Here is an 18,614-nt window from a genome sequence, read left to right as displayed (position 1 = left end):
CGCCTTCGCCGCCGCGCTGGGGCCGGTGGTACACAAGCGAACCCGACCCTATCGGCCACAAACCAACGGCAAGGTCGAGCGCTTCCACCGCACCCTCGCCGAGGAGTGGGCCTACGCCCGGCTATACCGCAGTGACGCCGAACGCTGCACTACCTTCACCAGCTGGCTACACACCTACAATCACCACCGCGGCCACACCGCACTCGGCGGACAGCCACCAGCCAGCCGGATCACCAACCTCTCAGGTCAGTACATCTAGTGGGCCGAGGCGGCGTGCACGGCGGCCAGCCGGGCGGTGCGGATCGCATCCCACAGCGGGCGCAGCAGGGTCTCCTGAGCCTGGAGCGCGCTCGCCGAGGCGGGTGAGGAGGCGGGCGCCTGTTGAGCGACGGTGAGGATGGCCGCGACGTGATCGGCCGAATCGAGGATGCGGCGGGCGCGCAGCGGGGCGGAATCGGGATAGATGTGCCGGGAGTAGTCGGCCAGTTCGGCCTCGATCAGTTCGCGCGGATCGTCGTCGCCGGTGCCGATTCCGGTGGTCTGCAGGCGCATGAGCGCGTCGGCGGCGTCACGGACCGCCTGGCGCATGGCATATTCCGCCTCGCCGAGCGCCACATCGGGTACCGGCGCGGGGATTGGGGTGTGGTAGACGGTCCACTGCAGGGTCTCCTCGTCGACCCACTGCGGCACCAGCCCGACGCCCTCGTCACCTGGGCTTCCGATCAGGATGCCCTCCTCGGCATCCATTGCGGCCGTGGCGAATTCGGTGCCCGGCGGTAGCCCTCGGGCATCGCCGGGCACGGGTAGGACCAGGCGCAACTGGGCCCGCGGTTCGGCCATGCCCTCGCGGATCACCTTGAGCAGCACCATGATTCCCGAGCCACCGTCCAGCGGTTCGGCCGCGGGCCAGGGCAGTCCGGTGTGTCCGCCGGTGACCGGGTCGCCGGCCGCGACGCTCTGGCGCGTCGCCCAGGCCCGCAGCGCGTCCAGCACGTCGTCGGGCGCGCTGCCGCCGGCCAGCCAGGAGCCGGCCCACACCGTCAGCGTCGCACTGGGGGAACACATGTTTTCGAGCATAACTGCGCCGTCGCTACCGCGGCTCGGTGACGAAGTCGATGAGTCGCTCCACCGCGCCGATCAACGGTGACTCCAGATCCCGGAAGGATTCCACGGCGTTGTAGACCCGCCGCCAGCCGTCCTGCGGCGTGCCCCAGCCCAGGCGATCGCACACCCCGGACTTCCAGTCCTCACCGCGCGGCACGGTCGGCCAGGCCGCGATGCCCACCGCGGCGGGGCGCACGGCCTGCCACACATCGATATAGGGATGGCCGGTGACCAGAACGTGCGGGCCCAGTCCGGTGGTGAGCGAGGTCTCCTTGGACCCCTCGACGAGATGATCGACAAGTACGCCCACCCGGCGCTCGGGTCCGGGCTCGAATTCGGTGAGCCGCGCGCCCAGATTGTCCAGTCCCTCCAAATGTTCCACGACCACGCCCTCCACCCGCAGATCGTGACCCCACACCCGTTCCACGAGCGCCGCGTCGTGCACACCCTCCACCCAGATCCGGCTCGCCCGCGCCACCCGCGCGCGCAGGCCCTCGACCCGGGTGGATCCGGAGGCCGATCGGACCGGTTGGGCCGGGGCGGCAACCTTCGGGCGGATCAGCGTCACGGGCTTGCCGTCGATCAGAAACGCCGCCTCGCGCAAGGCGAACAGCCGCACGGCGCCGTGCCGGTCCTCGAGTTTCACGAATTCGCCGTCGTAGCTGCGCTCGAATCCGACCACGGCGCCGCAGAACCCGGTCGCCGCGTCTTCGGCCACCAGATCGCGGGTGGCCTCGACCTGTGGCGCCGCACGCTTTTTCGTCCTGGAATGACCCGAAAAGATGTTCCCGTACTCCACCCGCACGAAAATACCTGGGCTCGTGTGCTTCCCGCCGGGCGCGACACGGACATCGCCACGCGCAACACGGCAGCGACACCCGCCCCGAAATCGGGCGAAGCGGGTACGGTGAATGCGTGGCCGCAATCGTGTGGCTGGTCGCGGGCCTGCTGCTCGCGGCCGCCGAGATGCTCACCGGGGACTTCACGCTGCTCATGCTGGGTGGAGCAGCGCTGCTCACGGCGGGCGTCGCCGGAGTGGCGGGTACCTCGATCCTGATCGACGCCATCGTATTCGGCGTGACCGCGATCGGCCTGTTGTTCCTGGTGCGACCGATGTTGTTGCGCCGCTTCGCCGTTCCACCGCCTACACCCACCAATGTGCACGCGCTGCCCGGTAAGACCGCGAAGGTGCTCGAAACGGTCGACGGGGATCGCGGCCAGGTGAAGATCGGCGGCGAGGTGTGGAGTGCCCGTCCGTTGGATCCGTCGGAGGTGTACCCGGCGGGTGAGACCGTCTACGTCATGAAGATCGACGGCGCGCACGCCGTCGTGTGGAAGGGGCCCTGATGGCTGTACTGATCGTCGCCATTGTCCTCGTGCTGTTGATAGTGGTGGTCATATTCCGTTCGATCGCGCTGGTGCCGCAGGCCGAGGCCGCGGTCATCGAGCGGCTGGGTCGTTACTCGCGCACGGTATCCGGTCAGCTGACGCTGCTGGTGCCGTTCGCCGATCGGGTGCGCGCCCGGGTCGATCTGCGCGAGCGCGTGGTCTCCTTCCCGCCGCAGCCGGTGATCACCCAGGACAATCTGACGGTTCAGATCGACTCGGTGGTGTACTTCCAGGTCACCAGCCCGCAGGCCGCGGTCTACGAGATCAGCAACTACATCGCCGCGGTCGAGCAGCTGACCATCACCACACTGCGCAATGTGGTCGGCGGTATGACGCTCGAGGAGACCCTGACCTCCCGCGACCAGATCAACTCGCAGCTGCGCGGCGTGCTGGACGAGGCCACCGGCCGATGGGGTCTGCGCGTATCGCGAGTGGAGCTCAAGGCCATCGATCCGCCGCCGTCGATTCAGGAGTCGATGGAAAAGCAGATGAAGGCCGACCGCGAGAAGCGCGCGATAATCCTCACCGCCGAGGGTAATCGGGAGGCGCAGATCAAGACCGCCGAGGGCGCCAAGCAGGCGCAGATCCTGGCGGCCGAGGGTTCCAAGCAGTCGGCCATCCTGTCCGCGGAAGGTGAACGGCAGAGCCGGATCCTGCGCGCCCAGGGTGAACGCGCCGCCTCCTATCTGCAGGCTCAAGGCCAGGCCAAGGCTATCGAAAAGGTCTTCGCCGCAATCAAATCCGGTAAGCCCACCCCCGAACTGCTTGCCTACCAGTACATGCAGACCCTGCCGCAGGTCGCCAAGGGTGACGCGAACAAGGTATGGGTGGTGCCCAGCGATTTCGGCAAGGCCCTCGAGGGTTTCGCCAAGCAGTTCGGCGAGCGCGGCGAGGACGGCGTCTTCCGCTACGAGGCCAGCACCGACGGCGAGACCGGCTCGCGCCCCGAGGATGATTCCGACGAGGTCGCCGACTGGTTCGACGTCAAAACCGATCCGGCCGCCGAACGAGCGGTCCGCGCCGCCGAGGCCGCAGCGGCGACCCCGGTCGAATCGCCCCTGGCAGCCCCACTACAGCGAAACCTGGGCCAACAGCCCGGAATCGGCCAGGCTCAACCACCCCAGTACCAACCGCCTCAGCCCTACCAACCACAGCAACAACCACAGCAGCAGCCGCAGCGCAGTAACGACGTCGAGGGCCGCCCGTGGCAGCCACCGGAGTACCCGGGACGGTAGTGAACGGCCGTCTCTTGCACGGCGAGTGGCGTCTCTTGTGTAGTGAACTGCCGTTTCCGGCATCGGGAGGTGTCGTTTTCGGGAGCGATATCCAGGTCCGCCCGCGGCAGTCGTCGGCCTGCCGGGTCGGTAGCGGGCGACCGTTTTCGGCCTGGGGAGTGGTGTTTCGCTAGCGATATCGAGGGGTGCTCCTGGCAGTCGTCGGAGTATCCCGGGCCGTAGCGGGTTGGGGTTTCCGGCCTGGAACTGGCGTTTTCGGTAACGATGTCGAGGGCTGCCCGTGGCAGCCGCCGGTGTATCCAGGACGGTAGTGACCGGCCGTTTCGGCTTCGGGGTTATGTTTCGGTAGCGATGTGGAGGGTCGATCCGGGGAGGCGTCGGGGTATCCGGGGCGGTGGCGGAGCGTCGTTTTCGGCATGGGGGAGGGGCGTTTTCGGCGTGGCGGTCTCGGCGGTGCGGCATGCTCGAGAGGCGGAACTGATGACTGCGGCGACGGGGGACGATGGCGACGCGACGGGTGGTGTTGCGGGCGGGGCTGGTCCTGCCGGTGGCCGCCGCTTGTGCCAGCGATCCGGGGCGCGGTGGTTCGGACGCGCTGCGTGTCGCTGTGCCGTGGAGTGGTTCGGAACTCGCGGCCTTTCAGGCGGTGCTGGCCGGAATTCGTACGACCGCCGACGGCGTACCGGGCTATCCGCATCCGGTCGAGGTGGTGCCGCTGGGCGATGATATCGATATCGCGCTCAACGCCGGTGGCCGTGAGGCGCCCGATATCGTGATGCTGCCCGATGCGGGCCGGGTACAGGAATTGGCGGGTACCAAACTGCGCGCGGTGGGTGATTCGCTGTGGCAGAACCAAGGCCGCCCGCGCTATCCGGCACCGTGGTGGGATCTGCTGCGGCACCGCGGCTTCGACGCGGTCAGCCAGTTCGGGGTGCCGTTCAAATCCGCCAACAAGTCACTGGTCTGGTACGACCGCACGGCCTTCCTGCGCGATGCCGACCTCACCCGCGTCGATCCCGCGACCGACCCGCCGCGCGGCTGGACCCTGGCCGAATGGCCCACGAAGATGCGCGAATTCGCGACCTCCGAACGCGGCCTGCTCGCATTGGGCGGTGCGGACGGCTGGATGCTGGCCGATATGTTCGCCAATGTGCTGCGCTCGACCAGCCCGGGCGATTACGAGGATCTGGCGCGGCCACCCGAAAACGATTCCGGCACAGCGCCGCCGCGCCCGCGCCGCGACTGGCGTCGCCCCGGCGTCCGCGCGTCGCTGCTTGTGCTGGGCGGCCTGTGGGGCGAGCCCGCCGCATTCCACGGCGGCGTGGCCGCGCCGCTGCGTCGCCAATTTCCCGATGCCGTGCGCGATGTGTTCCAGCACCGCAACGCGATGATGGTCGTCGCGCCCGATTTCGCCGAACCGATCGTGCGCCGCTGCCTGCGCGCGGACGGCCGGTCGGATGTGTCGGTGGGCGTCATGCCCTTTCCGGCCGTCGATCGCGGCTATCGCGTACCCAATATCGGCGGCGGCGATGTGATGGTGGTGACCGCCGCGGCGAGCGATCGAGCCGAACAACTCGTCGCCGCCCTCGCCGCGCCGACCGCCCCGCTGCCGTGGCTGACCCGCTACGGCGGATTCGTCGCGCCCAGTGACGAGACACCGCGCCCCGCCTCCTACGAGGGCATCTTCCGGGCCGTCGACACCCGGCTGAACAGCTGGGACATCTTCGATTTCGCCGATCTGATCGGACCCATCGGACGCCGCAACGGCCTGTGGCGCGTACTCACCGATTTCCTCGTCGATGTGGGCTACCGCCGCCGCGGACGGCTCGACGAGGCGGTGGATCTGGCGCTGGCGGCACTGGATCGGAGCGCGCCATGAGCTCCTGGCACACCGAGGCCGACGGCCTGATCCTCGAACTGGCCCCGCGTCGCCCGGCCGGGCCGCTGGTGCGCGGCTGGTATCTGGGCCGATTGATCGCCGCGGCGTTGCAGGTGCCCGCGGCCGTGCTGCTCACGCTGATGCTCGTGGCGCCCGCCACCGCCACGATCGTCACCGCGGCCGAAACCCGAACGGGCGCGGTCATTCTGCTGTCGTGTGTGATCGTGGTGGTCGCGGGCGGGGTGATCGACCGATTGCGGCGCGCGGCGTGGACGATGACGCGCCGGACGCGCGGGTTGTCGGTGACACTGTTGCTGCTCGCGGCGACGGCGGCGCTGCTGGTCCGCCCGCCCGCGCCCGGCAGCTGGTCCCCGGCGGTGGCCTGGACGGCCGCGGGTGTGCTGGTGGTCGCGGCGGGGGTGAGCGCGCGGTGGGCCTGGGTGATGGGCGGGCGCTGGCTGCTGCCCGTGTCGGCGGTGCTGCTGGTGGCGCCGGTGGAGTTGCTGTTCGCGGCGCGCCAACGGCCCAAGGCGATGGTGTCGGGCGCGGTATTGCTGTGCGGCGCGGTCGTTCTCGCGTGGGCGTGGCGGCAGATCTCGCCGAGTCGGTCGGAGCTGCCGCTGGCCGCGGTGCCCGCGATGGGGGCGGCGGTGGCGGGGATCGGGGTGGTCGCCGTGGCGCTCGACGATGCCGGGCGGCAGGCCTATGCCGTCACCGTCGGCTGGGTGGTGATAGCACTGGGAGTGGTACTGCCCGTGGCGATCTGGGCCGCGCGGGGGGTGGGGCGGCGACGCTGGTGGCCGTGGTGGCCGCTGGTGCTGCCGTTCGGGATCTCGGCCTTCGTGGCGGGACTGGCCTTCCGGCTGATCTTCGAACCGCCGGTGGACGCGGCCGGGGGAGTGCGCGGTCAGCTCGTGCTGTACGCGCTGATGCTGGGCGCGGCCTTCGTGTGGACCTGGTTCGGCGCGCTGTTCGTGCTGCTGCGGGCCGCGGTCGACGGCATCGAGGCCGATCCGGTGCGCAGCGCGTATCTGCACGAATGCACCGGGGCCCGGATGTGGCTGCGGCTGACGCGGCTGCTGAATCCGATCGTGCTGACCCTCGGGCTGGTGGTGGCGGTGGCCGCGGCCCGGGTGTTCGACGTCATCCTGATCGCGGTGCCCGGACCACAGCAGTACGTACTCGACAGCGCGACCGTGCACTGGTGGCAGCTGACCACCGACCGCGGCGTGGGGCAGGTTGCGGCCGAGGCGTATTCGTTGCCGCTGGCGGTCGTGGTCGGGTTGGGGGCGTGGCTGCTGCAGTCCGGGACGCCGTGGCATCGCAGCGGTTGGCCGCGGCCGGATCCACAGCCGATTCCGGTGCGCTGGCAGTTGCATCGGTCGGGATGGGCCAGTCGGCGGGTGGGCCTGGATCGTGCCGAACGGGTCGGGGCCGCGACGCAGCGGTGGCTCGGACGAGTTGTGAGCGCCGCGGTCGCGCGGCGGGTCGGCGGATTCGCGCGCTGGATCGTGGCGCGGGCGCTGGCCCCGGTCGCGCTCGCCGGGCGCGCGGGCGGATTGTGGTTACGGGTGGGCACGGTGTCGCTGCTCATGCTCGCGCCGCTGATCGTCCTGGCCGCGGTGAGTTGGCTCGGGCCCGACGGCGCGGCGTTCACCGGGCCGCAATCGGTATGGCAGGACGCCGAGCTGTGGCACGCGCTGGTCCAAACCGGTTGGGTGGCGGGATTTTCGACGCTGATGACGGTCACGGCCGCGCTGCCGCCCGCCTATTACGCCGCCACGCTGGACCCGCAGGGGTGGCGCTCGCGCGTGATCGTCATGGTGCTGGTGGTGCTCGCGGTCATGCCCGCGCAGATGTATGTGGGCCGGATTCGAGCGTTCGTCGACGAGAACAGCCTCGCGGGAACGTCTTTCCCGCTGATTCTCACCCATGCCGCGCTGGGGTTGCCGATCGCGATCCTGATTCTGCGCGGGGCGCTGCTGGCCCCGCCCGATACGCCCTCGGCCGGGCCTGGGCGCGGAGTGCTCGACACCTCGCTGGTACTGCGGCGGGTATGGGCGTCGGCGGGTCCGGCGCTGGTGGCGGTGGCGGTGCTGCAGCTGGTGCAGGTATGGAACGACTTCTTCGTCGGGCAGCTGGTTTCCGGCGCGGATGCCAGTCCGTGGTCGCTGCTGTTGTGGAGTGAGGCGCGGCAGTTCCACGAGAATGTCGCGCATCTGGCGGCGGGGGCGCTGCTGTCGGCGGTGCCGCCGACCGTGCTGCTGCTGGCCACTTGGCGACGGTTCCTGGTGCCCGGCCTGACCGGAGGCGTGCTGCGATGACCCACGTCCAACCCGCGAACGGCGGGGCGGATCCCGGCTCGTCACTGAATGTCGTCGCGAAATCGTCGGTGTGGCAAGGCTTTCTGAGCAGCGCCTCGGTAATCGCGACCTCGCTACTGCTCGAGGTCATCAGCAAGCTGCTGGAGAGCTGGGTAGGCGAGAGCCGGGTACTGAATTCGGTGTCGTACTGGTTGAGCCGAATCGCGGTACTGGTGGTGGTGCTGGCCGCGGGATACGTACTGTGGCGCAGACTCGCCACCGTACGCGAGCGAATGCGGCGCGAACGAGAACTGCGCCTGACCGCGGATCTGGTGCCGCCGGGCCCTGCGGTACGCCCCAGCCCGGACTTGGCCGGGGGTTGTGCCTCCGAGAGCGGCACGGCGAGAAGGGATCCCGCGCTGAACGGTAATATCGTCGCCGCGGTGTTGCGGGAGTTGCCGTTCGATCGGTACGAGGCCGCGGCGCTTTACGATATGGTCTCGGCGATGCTGGTGGTGTGGCGGCGGGTGCCCGCGGCTCGGGCGGTTGAGGACGATCGCTCGGCCACCGCGGTGATCGCGGATTTGGTCGCGCACCGCGCGCTGGTTCACGGCGAGCATGATCGGCTGGTGCGAACGGCCGTGCCGGACAGTCCGTCTCGTGCAGAGGTGCTGGCCGGTCTGGAGTGGGAGACTGCCCTGCCCAGTCTGCTGCGTCACCACGCCGACCGTGCCACGCGCTGGGCCGCCGCTCTCGACTACGCCCGTTTGGCCCCTGGCGCTCGCCGCTGGTTCGAGCAGGAACAGGACCACTTGCGCGAACTGGTCCGCCGAACCGCCGCCCACGCCAACGCCTTCGGGCCGCAATCCCCACCCGGACCCGCGCCCCGCCCGGTACTCGACGCCGCGATCCCGGAATTGACCCGCATAGTCGACGCCCTGGACCTATGGTCGGTCCGCGATGGCTCCGAATCCGCGAACCACGAAGTCCTCCAGGCCATTTCCACCCTCACCCCACGCTCCCGCTACCCTCTCGAATACGAGCTGGCCCGAATCCGCACCGGCAACCCCACCCGAACCTCCCGAATCTCCTGGCTACACCCGTACAAGGCGGCCCTATCGGCCCGAGCCGACAGCCATCGCGCCCTGGCACTGCTGGAGTCGGCCGCGGCCGAGACAGCGAGCGTGGACACATCGACCGCACAGGAGACCGGAGCCACGAGTCCTGCTGTCGCGGTGGAGCCACAGACCCCCGCGCGGGCGCAGGCCGTGGTGGAGGCGGTTCAGTTGTTGGAGCGGGCCTGGGAGCGGTTGCCGCGCAAGGATATTGCGGGGGAGGTGGGGGCGCTGATCGATTTGGGCGTGGTGTTGTTGCGGGAGGGGCGGTTGGACGCGGCGCGGGATCGGCTGGATGCGGCCCGGGTGGCGGCGGAGGCGGGGCGGGATCCGGCGGGGGTGGCGCATGCGGTGGAGACGCTGGGGGTGCTGTGGTGGGCTCGGGGGCAGCGGCGGCGGGCGCTGCGGAGTTGGCAGCGGGGGTTGGGGCGGTATCGGGAGTTGGATCATCGGCTGGGAGTGGCGCGATGTTTGCAGCATCTCGGGTCGGCGATGGTGATCGCGCCCGAGTACGGGGGTCTGGTGCTGCCGGGTAGTCCCACGACCGAGGAGGTTGTGCGGCAGGCGAGTGGATGGCTGGCCGAATGCGAACGATTGCGACGGCACGTGTTGGATCATCGCGATATCGAGTGTCTCGCAACGCGTTATCGCGATCGGGCGGCCGAGTTCCTGAGTGAGGAATTGCCGACGGTGATCGATCACTGGCCGCTTCCGGAACCGGCCGAGGCGCACACCTGACGCACCGCATTGCGTTGAACGCAAAATATGATGGCCGATGTTGACATTGCCGATCATCCATCGGGCCGTGAGTATGAATGTCATGAGCCAATCGACAACCGGAAACCAACTCGCGGTCGTCAGCCAAAGCGGGTGTACCGTCAGCTTTTTCGACCTCGACACGGGACTGCGCGGCGATATCCTCGACGTCCTGCCCGAGGGCCACGAACTGTGCTTCGATCCGGCCCGCCGCGTGGTCTACCTTGCCCACACCTATCGCGACGGCTTCTATCTCGCGCACAGTGCCAAGGCCCACGAGATCACCGTCATCGATGTGGACACCCACAAGATCGTCGAAATCATCGACATCGCCCCCGAACACGGCCCGCACGGAATGGCTATCGGCGCAGACGGGCTCCTGTATGTGAGCGTGGAGGAGGGTCCCGCCGGGCCGGGCGCGCTGATCGCGGTGGATCCGGCCACCGGACACACACTCGCGCGGCATTCCGCCGAGGCCGCGGCCCCGCATTCGATGATCCTCACCCCCGACCACCACACCGCCTTCACCACCAACAAGCAGACGCCATTCGTCTCGAAGATCGACCTCACCGGCGTCGCGCCCCTGGCCCGGATCCCCGTGACCGGCAGCGAGGGTCTGGCCCTGTCCTCCGATGGCGCACGGCTTTTCGTCGCCACCCCGGCCATCTCCATACCGCCCGACCCCGAGGTGCCCGATACCGTCGAGGTCTTCGACACTGCCTCGGCCGAGCCGCTGCACACCATCGCCGTTGCCCACACCCCGGTCGCCGTACACGTGACCGCGGATGAGAAACTCCTGGTAGGCCAGTGGATCCGCGGCACCGACCCCACCGACTTCGCCTCCGCCGGTGTGCTGACGATCTTCGACGCCCGCGGTTACACGCGGATCGCCGAAACCGAGGTCGGCCGCTGCCCGATCAACATCATCTCCGCGCCCGACGCCGCCACGGCCTACGTGTCGAATCTACAGTCGGGCACGGTCTGCGTAGTTGATCTGCGCGACCCACGGGTGACCCGCACCCTGGAGATCGACCTCGGCGAGAAGCTTCCGCCCGAGCGTACGCTGCCCAATCAGGGCGCACACGGAGTGGCCTTCATCCCGCCCACGGACTGAACCGCCTCACCCGTGCGCGTCGTAAATGGCCTGTGCGAGTTCGGATTTGAGAGCCTGGAATTCGGGAGTCGCGGTGACCGTGAGATCGCGCACCCCGTCCGCGCAATCGCCGGGCAGTTCGATGCGCCGATCGACGATGACGCGGCCGGGACGGGCGCTCATCACCAGCACCCGGGTGGACAGGAAAACCGCCTCGGCGACCGAATGGGTCACGAAGACAATGGTTTTCCCGCCCCGACGCCACAGACGCAGCAGCTCCACCTGCAGTCGCTCCCGGGTGAGCTGGTCCAGCGCGCAGTAGGGCTCGTCCATGAGGATGATGCCCGGGTCGTTGGCCAGTACCCGGGCGATCTGGGCGCGCTGCTGCATACCGCCGGACAGTTCGTAGGGGCGCTTGTCGGCGACATCGGCCAGGCCGACCAATTCCAGCAGCCGCAGCGCCTCGGCGTGGCGCGTTTTGCGCCGCACCCCACGGCATTTGGGCCCGAATTCGACATTGCCACGCACCGACAGCCAGGGATACAGCGTCGGCGACTGGAACACCACGCCGCGCTCGGGCGCGGGGCCGCTGATCGGGTCCGGTCCGAGCAGCAGGCTGCCGTCGGTCGGCGCGAGGAATCCGGCGAGCAGATTGAGCAGCGTGGACTTACCGCAGCCGGACGGCCCGACGACACCGACGAATTCGCCGGGCTCGATGTTCAGATCGGTCGGGGCCAGCGCGACCGTGCGGCCGGTCGCGGTGTCGTAGGTCTTCGATACCCCGTTCAACACCACGCGGTCACCGGCGAGGGTCGCGGTCATTTGCCGCCCACCCGCGCCGCGGCCTCGGCATAACTCGCCCCGGTGTAGGCCTCGGGCGCGGCCAGGCCGCCCACTTCGCCCTGACCGAGCAGGAATTCGGCCGCGCCACGCAGATCCTCACCCAGCTGCCCGCCCAGATACGCCGGGCCCGATTGGGTGGTGGCATCGAGATAGGAGTACTCGGTGAGCTGTTTGCGCGCCTCGTCGACCGGAATGCCGAGTTGGGCCGCGATATGGGTGGCCGCCTCGGCCGGATCGCCGTTGAGCTGACCCACCGCCCAGTTCTGCGCGGCGGTCCACACCTGGAGGAATTTCGCATTGGCGGAGACGAATTCGGTGCGCGCGGCGGCCAGATCGTAGGTGGGTTTGCCCGCGCGGGCGGTCTCGGCGGCCGAGGTGATCGTATGACCGTCGCTCAGCAGTTTCGCCAGCGTGGGCTCCCAGACGAAGGCCGCATCGATCTGATTGCCCTTCCACGCACCGAGAATCGCGTCGGGCGCGAGATTGACCAGCCGCACATCGCGGTCGATTCCGGCCGCCGAGAGCGCCGCGAGCAGGCTGTAGTGCGAGGTGCTCGCGAACGGCACCGCGATGCGCTTGCCCCGCAGCCCGGCCACCGAGGTGATCGCGGGATCCTTGGCGACCAGCGATTCGGCCGTGCCGATCACATCGTGAATCCAGATGGCGCGCAGGTTCTCTCGCAGCGGCGCGGACAGCGCCCGCGACAGCGCGGCGCTGCCGAGCAGTCCGATGTCGAGGGAATTCGCGCCGAAGCCCTGGATGACATCGGCCCCGGAGGCGAATTTCGACCAGGTGAACGTGCCGTTGGGCAGGCAGGTGCGCAGTAGATCGGTGTCCTTGACGATGAGATCGCCATTGGGAATGTCCTGATATCCGATGCGCACGCTGCCGGTGAAGCCGTCGTCGACCGGCACCGGGCACGCGACCGCGGCCCCTCCCGTCTCGGTGCGTCCGGATTCCACACATCCGGTCAGCGCCAAAATGAGCGCACCGACGAGCGCGGCGGCGACGAGCGTGGTTCTCATGCCCTACCTTTCCACGGGACGGCGATCGCGCCGATCCCCTTGATGGCCGCGTCCAATGCGAGCGCGGTGAGACCGATGACGATGATGCAGGCCAGCGTGAGCGCGGTATCCAGGCGCTGGCCCGACAGATAGGCGAGCCCGCCGATACCGGGAATGCCGTTGTTGAGTTCGGCCGCGACCACGGTCGTCCACGCGAACCCGATCGCGACCCGGATGCCGCCGATCACCTCCGGCAGCGTCGCGGGCAGCAGTACGCGGGTGACGACCTGCACGCGGCTCGCGCCGAGCGATCGGGCGGCATTGATCCGATCGAGCGACACCCCGTGCACCCCGGCCATGGTCGCGACGACCACGGGCGGGAACGCGGCCAGGAACAGCAGCCAGATCTTGGCGGTGTCGCCGATGCCGAACCACACGATGAGCAGTCCTATATATCCCAGCGGCGGCAGCGCGCGCAGGAAGTTCAGATACGGCTCGACCACGGCCGCCACGATCCGAGACGTGCCCAGCACGAAACCCACGATCGGACCGACCACGATCGCCGCACCAGCCCCCGCGCCGATCCGCTGCAGGCTCGCGACCAGGTGCTCCCACAGGAAGTAGTTCTGCTCGCCGCGCACCTCGCGCGGTACGCCCGGCGCGGGCGGATGCCAGCTGTTCGCGCGGACGAACGCGTGCCAGACCGCACTCGGGCCGGGCAGGAACTGCGGATCGATCAACCGCGCCGCGGTGACGGCCCACCACAGGCCCAGCAGCGCCAGCACCGACAGCGTCCGCACCCCGATCCGGCGCAGCCGCGGGGCGAATATCGCGCGCGGGACCGACACTCCCGCGGCCCATCTCCCCGACACCCGCAGGCCGATCTCCGACACCCGTCGCCACCTCATCTCGCACCCGATCCGACCGGTCGATCGGGTACGAGCCCGCGACCATCCGGGGAGATCCTGGCCGGTCGGCGGCCGGTTCGGCCAGAGCCACGCTCAGCGTGATTCCAACGCTCGACCGGCCGTACCCGGTTCGGTGCGAGCGGAATCACTATAACCGGGTGATATAGGGCACATAACGAACGGGTAACTACAGATATGTAGTCCGCGTTTCTTACCGTCCCATCAGCCCAAACAGTGCAAGTCTCATTCATCGGTCGAGATCGTGCTTGCGTTATCGCTACGTGATCTATAGCGATTTTCTGGTTACCGTCGTCTCCGGCCCGCATACGCAGGCCCCGACTCGGATCGCAGAACACCGGCAACCCTGTCTCACGATCCGAGTAGGACCCCGACATTCCTGGGGACAGGGACCCGGCAACGCATTGCCGCCGGGCCGTGTGGGCGCAGGGAGAAAAACCACCTATGTCTCGGAACCGGAAGTTCACCCGCGCATTCGGATTCGCCGCCGTCGCAGGCGCTCTCGTGCTCGCCCCGCTGGGCCTGTCGGCCACCGCCTCGGCCGCCGGCCACAACTGGGACGCCGTGGCCGAATGCGAGTCCAGCGGCAACTGGGCCGCCGACACCGGCAACGGTTTCTACGGCGGTCTGCAGTTCACCCAGAGCACCTGGAGCTCGAACGGCGGCTCGGGCAGCCCGTCCGGCGCCAGCCGCGGCGAGCAGATTCGCGTCGCGGAGAACGTCCTCGCCTCCCAGGGAGCCGGCGCCTGGCCGGTCTGCGGCGCCTACCTGTAAGGGTTCGCGAGACCCGCAAACGAATGGTCCGCCCTCGTTTCCGAGGGCGGACCATTATCATTCGGCGGCGGGCCGATTCACGCGCTCAATGCGGTATTCGAGGCGGCGAAGCGACTTTCCACCGGTGCCAGGCCGTAATGTCCCCGCAATGTGCCCTCGGTGTATTCGGTGCGAAACAGCCCACGCTCCTGGAGAATCGGCACGACGCGGTCGACGAAATCCTCCAGCCCGCCCGGAAGATACGGCGGCATGATGTTGAATCCATCGGCAGCGCCCGCTTCGAACCAGATTTGCAATTCATCGGCTACCTGTTCCGGTGTCCCGGCGAAGGTTCGATGACCGCGCCCGCCACCGAGTTTGGCGATGAGCTGGCGCACCGTCAGATTCTCCTGTTCGGCGAGGTCCTTGACCAGGGTGAACCGGCTCTTGCCGCCCTCGATCTCGCTTTCCGGCGGCAGCGGCGGCAGGGGCGCGTCGAGTGCGTGTTCGGTGAGGTCGACACCCAGTAGCGACGAGAGCTGACGCAGCGCGTAGTCGGGGGAGATCAGATCGGTGAACTCCCGCTCGAGCGCGTGGGCCTGCTCGGGGGTGTCGGCGATGAACGGCACCAGACCGGGCAGCACCTTCAGCTCCTCGGCCGAGCGCCCGTATTCGGCGAGCCGGGCCTTGAGATCGCGATAGAAGCGCTGCCCCTCCTCGAGGGTGCGCTGCGCGGTGAACACCGCCTCGGCGTAGCGTGCCGCGAACTCCTTACCGCTCTCCGAGGATCCGGCCTGTACCAACAGTGGCCGTCCCTGCGGGCTGCGCGGCGAGTTCAGCGGTCCGCGCACCCGGAATCGCTCACCGACGTGGTCGAGGGTGTGCACCTTGTCCGGATCGGCGAACACGCCCGCCTCGGGGTCGAGAACCACCGCCGAGGACTCCCAGGTGTCCCACAGCCCGAGCGCCACCTCGACGAACTCCTGGGCCCGCTCGTAGCGGCGGGCGTGTTCGGGAATCGCGTCGTAGCCGAAGTTGAACGCCTCCTCCTCATTACCGGAGGTGACGATGTTCCAACCGGCCCGCCCGCCGCTGATGTGATCGAGCGAGGCGAATTTGCGGGCCAGATTGAACGGCTCGTTGTAGGTGGTCGAGGCGGTGGCGATGAGCCCGATCCGCTCGGTGACCGCGGCGATCGCCGTGAGCAGCGTGATCGGTTCGAATACCGCCGAAGTGTTGCGCTTGATGCGCGGGCCGACCGCGAGGCCGTCGGCGAAGAACACCGAATCCAGCTTGCCGCGCTCGGCGATGCGACCCAGTTCCTGGAAGTGCGTGACGTCCAGGACGCCGCGCTCGTCGGTGCGCGGGTGCCGCCAGGCCGCCTCGTGGTGGCCGACGCCCATGAGGAAGGCGTTGAGGTGGAAGGTCATCGACGGACTCCTTATTGTGTGCGCCAGCGCGAGAGGCGGCGTTCGATGGTGACGAGGACGCCGTTGAAGGCGAGCCCGACCAGGGAGATGGCGACGATTCCGGCGTACATGTCCGGGATCGCGAAGTTCTGCTGCGCCGCGGTGATCAGATAGCCCAGACCCGCACGGGCCCCGACCATCTCGGCGGCGATGAGCACCAGGATCGATGCCGAGGCGGCCATCCGCAGACCGGTGAAGATCGCGGGCACCGCCGCGGGCAACACCACCTTCTGGAACAGTCGCAGCGGCGAGAAGCCCAGCGATACAGCCGATTTGATCAACAGTGGATCGACCGTGCGCACGCCGGTGATGGTGTTGAGCAGAATCGGGAAGAAGCTGGCATACACCACCAGCGCGATCTTGGAGGTCTCGCCGATGCCCAGGATCAGGATGAACACCGGCAGCAGCGCCAAAGCCGCGGTATTGCGGAACAATTCGAGGACGGGGGACAGGAAAGCGGCCACGGGCCGGTACCAGGCGATGGCGACGCCGACCGGAACCGCGGTGATCAGCGCGAGCGCGAAACCGGCGACCGAACGCGCCAGGCTGGTGGAGACGTGCTCCCACATCTGGCCGTTGCGGATCAACTCCGCCGCGGCATGGAGAACGGTCGAGAACGGCGGCAGGAAGACCTCGTCGACCAGCCCCAGCCGCGGGGCCAGCTCCCACAGCGCGAGGAATACCCCGATCGCCAAGCTGGGCTTCAGGATTCGCCACGCCACCCGTGCGGCGGCCCGGGCGAGGCGGGTGGGCAGTTCGGGCGCGGCGGCTCCGAATCGCAGCCCGTCGTCGGCGACGTGCACGGCACTAGCCATGGTCGGACCTCCTGTCGATGCCCGCGAGGGCGGCCTGCTCCAGGTCCTGAGCGCGGGCGACCTCGTCGTGCAGCAGTGACCAGATGTGATGGCGCAGTTCGCGAAACCGCTCGCTCGAGCGCAGGTCCTCGGCGTCGGCGCGATCGAGATCGATATCCACCACCGCCTTGACCCGGCCCGGCCGCGAGGTCAGCACCGCGACCCGCTGCCCGAGATACACCGCCTCGTCGATGCCGTGGGTGATGAACAGAATCGTCTTACCGGTGGTGCGCCAGATGCGTAACAGCTCGTCCTGCAACGACTCCCGGGTCTGGGCGTCGAGGGCGGCGAACGGTTCGTCCATCAGCAGCACCTGAGGATCGAAGGCGAGGCTGCGGGCAATGGCGACCCGTTGTTTCATACCGCCGGACAGTTCGTGCGGATAGCGGTCGCCGAATCCGGCCAGGCCCACCAGTTCGAGATAATCATCCGCGATGCGCCTGCGCTCGCGGCGTCGAATTCCCTTGGCTTCCAAGCCGAATTCGATATTTGTCCGCGCGGTGCGCCACGGCAGCAGGGCGTACTGCTGGAACACCACGCCGCGGTCCAGTCCGGGCCCGGTGATCGGCGCGCCGTCCAGTAGCAGCTGTCCGGAGCTGGGGGAGCTCAATCCGCCGAGCAGATCCAGCAGCGTGGACTTCCCGGAGCCGCTCGGCCCGACCAGGACCAGGAATTCCCCGTCGCGCACATCGACGGTGATGTCGTCGAGCGCGGTGAACGATTGCCCGCGCACCCGGAATTCCTTGCGCACACCGCTGAGGGAAAGCTTTGCGGGGGCGGTCATTTCGCCACCGCCTCGCCGTTCGGACCGCTGGCGGGCGGATAGGCGCCGTTGGAATACGGATTGTCGGTGTTGGTGTAGATGTCCTTGACGGTGATCTTCCCGGCGGGCAGTTCCCCATTGCGGACCAGCCAGTCGATCCAGATCTGCAGTTCGCGTTCCTCGATCGCGCCGCCGGGCACGGGAATTCCGGAACTGCGGTAGTACTTCAACAGATCGGCGTTCTCGTTACGGCCGCGCTTGGCGATGATGTCGGCGAAACGGGCGACGATCCGATCGCGGGGCGTGACCTGCAGCCAGCGGGTGGCACGCGCGGTGCCCTGTACGAAATCGGCGACCGCGGCCCGGTGCTGCTTGATGTAGTCGTTGCGGAAAACATAGGTGCCGTAATCGAATTGGCCGAACAGATCCTTGTCGGTGTAGAGCGGATGCAGTCCGCCGCGCTCGACGGCGGTATCGCGGAATACGCTGCTCAGCGCCGCCGCATCGATCTGACCCTTGCGCAGGGCGTCCTCGGTATTGGCCGGAGGCAGTACGACCAGCTGGACCTGCTTGATCTCCTGATCGGACAGTCCCTGGCGGTGCAGCCATTCGCGGGTGACGAATTCGTGGTGCGCGCCGAGGGTGTTCACCCCGACCTTCTTGCCGATCAGATCGCGCGCCGAGCCGATGCCGGAGTCGTCACGCACGTAATAGCCGGTGAACGATTGTTCGTCGGCGCCATAGGAACTGAGCACCGAGGTGACCGGCGCGCCACCGGCGATGAGCTTGACGACCGCGCCGTTGAAGGCGCTGCCGAATTCGATCTGCCTGGTGGCCGCGGCCTGGATATTGGCCGGACCGCTGGTGGTGTCGCCCTCCCATTTCAATTGGATCTTGCTGAAGTAGCCGAGATCGGCGGCGAGTTCGAATGGCGAAACCTGGCCGGTCGCACCCTGATAGCGCAGCACGGTTCTACCGTCGGCGGTGGCGCCCGGCTCGGAGGAGCCGCAGGCGGCCACGACGGCGGCGGTGACGGATATGGCGAGGGCGACGGCCACGGCACGCGGCGGCCGTCGTCGGAGCAACGACAACATGGTGGGAGAGCTTTCGGATGAGAACGCGGAAAGG

Annotated in this window: 16 protein-coding genes and 1 pseudogene; 8 read left to right on the top strand and 9 right to left on the bottom strand. The window is 68.4% G+C overall.

Going from position 1 to position 18,614, the window contains the following annotated elements:
* A partial coding sequence (locus NP4_RS34445) for an integrase core domain-containing protein (protein WP_156524963.1) occupies nucleotides 1-259 on the top strand: 259 nt, incomplete at its 5' end.
* Here NP4_RS34445 and NP4_RS34440 read toward each other — a convergent pair.
* Both NP4_RS34440 and NP4_RS34435 read right to left on the bottom strand, forming a co-directional pair.
* On the bottom strand, nucleotides 256-1,065 hold the full coding sequence (locus NP4_RS34440; RefSeq protein ID WP_068006847.1) for an Rv1486c family protein: 810 nt from the start codon (nucleotides 1,063-1,065) through the stop codon (nucleotides 256-258). The genes NP4_RS34445 and NP4_RS34440 overlap by 4 nt on opposite strands.
* Before the next feature lie 25 nt (nucleotides 1,066-1,090).
* Nucleotides 1,091-1,903: a DUF3097 domain-containing protein gene (locus NP4_RS34435; RefSeq protein ID WP_373863885.1), complete on the bottom strand. Its 813-nt coding sequence runs from the start codon at nucleotides 1,901-1,903 to the stop codon at nucleotides 1,091-1,093.
* 116 nt (nucleotides 1,904-2,019) lie between these two features.
* On the opposite strand from NP4_RS34435, the gene NP4_RS34430 reads away from it, so the two are divergent.
* From NP4_RS34430 to NP4_RS34405, 6 genes are all read left to right on the top strand, one after another.
* Complete coding sequence (locus NP4_RS34430; protein WP_068006808.1) at nucleotides 2,020-2,451, top strand: NfeD family protein; 432 nt, start codon at nucleotides 2,020-2,022, stop codon at nucleotides 2,449-2,451.
* Nucleotides 2,451-3,728, top strand: a complete 1,278-nt coding sequence (locus tag NP4_RS34425) for an SPFH domain-containing protein (protein WP_068006807.1) — start codon at nucleotides 2,451-2,453, stop codon at nucleotides 3,726-3,728. Before NP4_RS34430 ends, NP4_RS34425 begins: the two co-directional genes overlap by 1 nt.
* Before the next feature lie 502 nt (nucleotides 3,729-4,230).
* Entirely contained in the window at nucleotides 4,231-5,607 is a 1,377-nt protein-coding gene (locus NP4_RS34420) for a hypothetical protein (RefSeq protein WP_068006805.1), read from the top strand.
* Nucleotides 5,604-7,931, top strand: a complete 2,328-nt coding sequence (locus tag NP4_RS34415; protein WP_068006804.1) for a hypothetical protein — start codon at nucleotides 5,604-5,606, stop codon at nucleotides 7,929-7,931. The genes NP4_RS34420 and NP4_RS34415 overlap by 4 nt, the downstream gene beginning before the upstream one ends.
* Complete coding sequence (locus NP4_RS34410; protein WP_068006803.1) at nucleotides 7,928-9,763, top strand: hypothetical protein; 1,836 nt, start codon at nucleotides 7,928-7,930, stop codon at nucleotides 9,761-9,763. The genes NP4_RS34415 and NP4_RS34410 overlap by 4 nt, the downstream gene beginning before the upstream one ends.
* Before the next feature lie 82 nt (nucleotides 9,764-9,845).
* Entirely contained in the window at nucleotides 9,846-10,895 is a 1,050-nt protein-coding gene (locus tag NP4_RS34405) for a YncE family protein (RefSeq protein ID WP_068006842.1), read from the top strand.
* 6 nt (nucleotides 10,896-10,901) lie between these two features.
* Here NP4_RS34405 and NP4_RS34400 read toward each other — a convergent pair whose 3' ends face one another.
* Genes NP4_RS34400 through NP4_RS34390 form a run of 3 tightly spaced genes read right to left on the bottom strand, consistent with a single transcriptional unit; the run spans nucleotide 10,902 to nucleotide 13,551 of the window.
* Nucleotides 10,902-11,696: an ABC transporter ATP-binding protein gene (locus NP4_RS34400; protein ID WP_068006802.1), complete on the bottom strand. Its 795-nt coding sequence runs from the start codon at nucleotides 11,694-11,696 to the stop codon at nucleotides 10,902-10,904.
* Nucleotides 11,693-12,742: a taurine ABC transporter substrate-binding protein gene (locus NP4_RS34395; RefSeq protein ID WP_068006801.1), complete on the bottom strand. Its 1,050-nt coding sequence runs from the start codon at nucleotides 12,740-12,742 to the stop codon at nucleotides 11,693-11,695. The genes NP4_RS34400 and NP4_RS34395 overlap by 4 nt, the downstream gene beginning before the upstream one ends.
* Complete coding sequence (locus NP4_RS34390; protein ID WP_245998412.1) at nucleotides 12,739-13,551, bottom strand: ABC transporter permease; 813 nt, start codon at nucleotides 13,549-13,551, stop codon at nucleotides 12,739-12,741. Before NP4_RS34390 ends, NP4_RS34395 begins: the two co-directional genes overlap by 4 nt.
* A gap of 540 nt (nucleotides 13,552-14,091) precedes the next feature.
* On the opposite strand from NP4_RS34390, the pseudogene NP4_RS34385 reads away from it, so the two are divergent.
* Nucleotides 14,092-14,418 (top strand): annotated as a pseudogene (locus NP4_RS34385) (transglycosylase family protein); the annotation flags it as partial.
* An 80-nt stretch (nucleotides 14,419-14,498) separates the two neighbouring features.
* Here NP4_RS34385 and NP4_RS34380 read toward each other — a convergent pair.
* Genes NP4_RS34380 through NP4_RS34365 form a run of 4 tightly spaced genes read right to left on the bottom strand, consistent with a single transcriptional unit; the run spans nucleotide 14,499 to nucleotide 18,580 of the window.
* Complete coding sequence (locus NP4_RS34380; protein ID WP_068006798.1) at nucleotides 14,499-15,830, bottom strand: LLM class flavin-dependent oxidoreductase; 1,332 nt, start codon at nucleotides 15,828-15,830, stop codon at nucleotides 14,499-14,501.
* Between the two features lie 11 nt (nucleotides 15,831-15,841).
* Nucleotides 15,842-16,684 carry an ABC transporter permease gene (locus NP4_RS34375; RefSeq protein WP_068006795.1) on the bottom strand — a complete coding sequence of 281 codons (843 nt, stop codon included), beginning with the start codon at nucleotides 16,682-16,684 and terminating at the stop codon, nucleotides 15,842-15,844.
* Nucleotides 16,677-17,507 carry an ABC transporter ATP-binding protein gene (locus tag NP4_RS34370; protein ID WP_068006793.1) on the bottom strand — a complete coding sequence of 277 codons (831 nt, stop codon included), beginning with the start codon at nucleotides 17,505-17,507 and terminating at the stop codon, nucleotides 16,677-16,679. The genes NP4_RS34375 and NP4_RS34370 overlap by 8 nt, the downstream gene beginning before the upstream one ends.
* Nucleotides 17,504-18,580 (bottom strand): ABC transporter substrate-binding protein, encoded by a 1,077-nt coding sequence (locus NP4_RS34365; protein WP_068006790.1) that lies wholly within the window; start codon nucleotides 18,578-18,580, stop codon nucleotides 17,504-17,506. The genes NP4_RS34370 and NP4_RS34365 overlap by 4 nt, the downstream gene beginning before the upstream one ends.
* Nucleotides 18,581-18,614 lie beyond the last annotated feature (34 nt).

The sequence above is a fragment of the Nocardia pseudobrasiliensis NBRC 108224 genome (assembly GCF_001613105.1).
Lineage (GTDB): Bacteria > Actinomycetota > Actinomycetes > Mycobacteriales > Mycobacteriaceae > Nocardia > Nocardia pseudobrasiliensis.
Note: the sequence above shows the minus strand (reverse complement) of the source record. Positions and strands in the feature narration are given on the sequence as shown.

Bases quoted from the DNA above. Each gene is read 5' to 3' on its own strand.
- NP4_RS34410 (WP_068006803.1), top strand. From the start codon at position 7,928: ATGACCCACGTCCAACCCGCGAACGGCGGGGCGGATCCCGGCTCGTCA.
- NP4_RS34440 (WP_068006847.1), bottom strand. From the start codon at position 1,065: ATGTGTTCCCCCAGTGCGACGCTGACGGTGTGGGCCGGCTCCTGGCTG.
- NP4_RS34405 (WP_068006842.1), top strand. From the start codon at position 9,846: ATGAGCCAATCGACAACCGGAAACCAACTCGCGGTCGTCAGCCAAAGC.
- NP4_RS34400 (WP_068006802.1), bottom strand. From the start codon at position 11,696: ATGACCGCGACCCTCGCCGGTGACCGCGTGGTGTTGAACGGGGTATCG.
- NP4_RS34375 (WP_068006795.1), bottom strand. From the start codon at position 16,684: ATGGCTAGTGCCGTGCACGTCGCCGACGACGGGCTGCGATTCGGAGCC.
- NP4_RS34365 (WP_068006790.1), bottom strand. From the start codon at position 18,580: ATGTTGTCGTTGCTCCGACGACGGCCGCCGCGTGCCGTGGCCGTCGCC.
- NP4_RS34370 (WP_068006793.1), bottom strand. From the start codon at position 17,507: ATGACCGCCCCCGCAAAGCTTTCCCTCAGCGGTGTGCGCAAGGAATTC.
- NP4_RS34420 (WP_068006805.1), top strand. From the start codon at position 4,231: ATGGCGACGCGACGGGTGGTGTTGCGGGCGGGGCTGGTCCTGCCGGTG.
- NP4_RS34380 (WP_068006798.1), bottom strand. From the start codon at position 15,830: ATGACCTTCCACCTCAACGCCTTCCTCATGGGCGTCGGCCACCACGAG.
- NP4_RS34415 (WP_068006804.1), top strand. From the start codon at position 5,604: ATGAGCTCCTGGCACACCGAGGCCGACGGCCTGATCCTCGAACTGGCC.
- NP4_RS34425 (WP_068006807.1), top strand. From the start codon at position 2,451: ATGGCTGTACTGATCGTCGCCATTGTCCTCGTGCTGTTGATAGTGGTG.
- NP4_RS34395 (WP_068006801.1), bottom strand. From the start codon at position 12,742: ATGAGAACCACGCTCGTCGCCGCCGCGCTCGTCGGTGCGCTCATTTTG.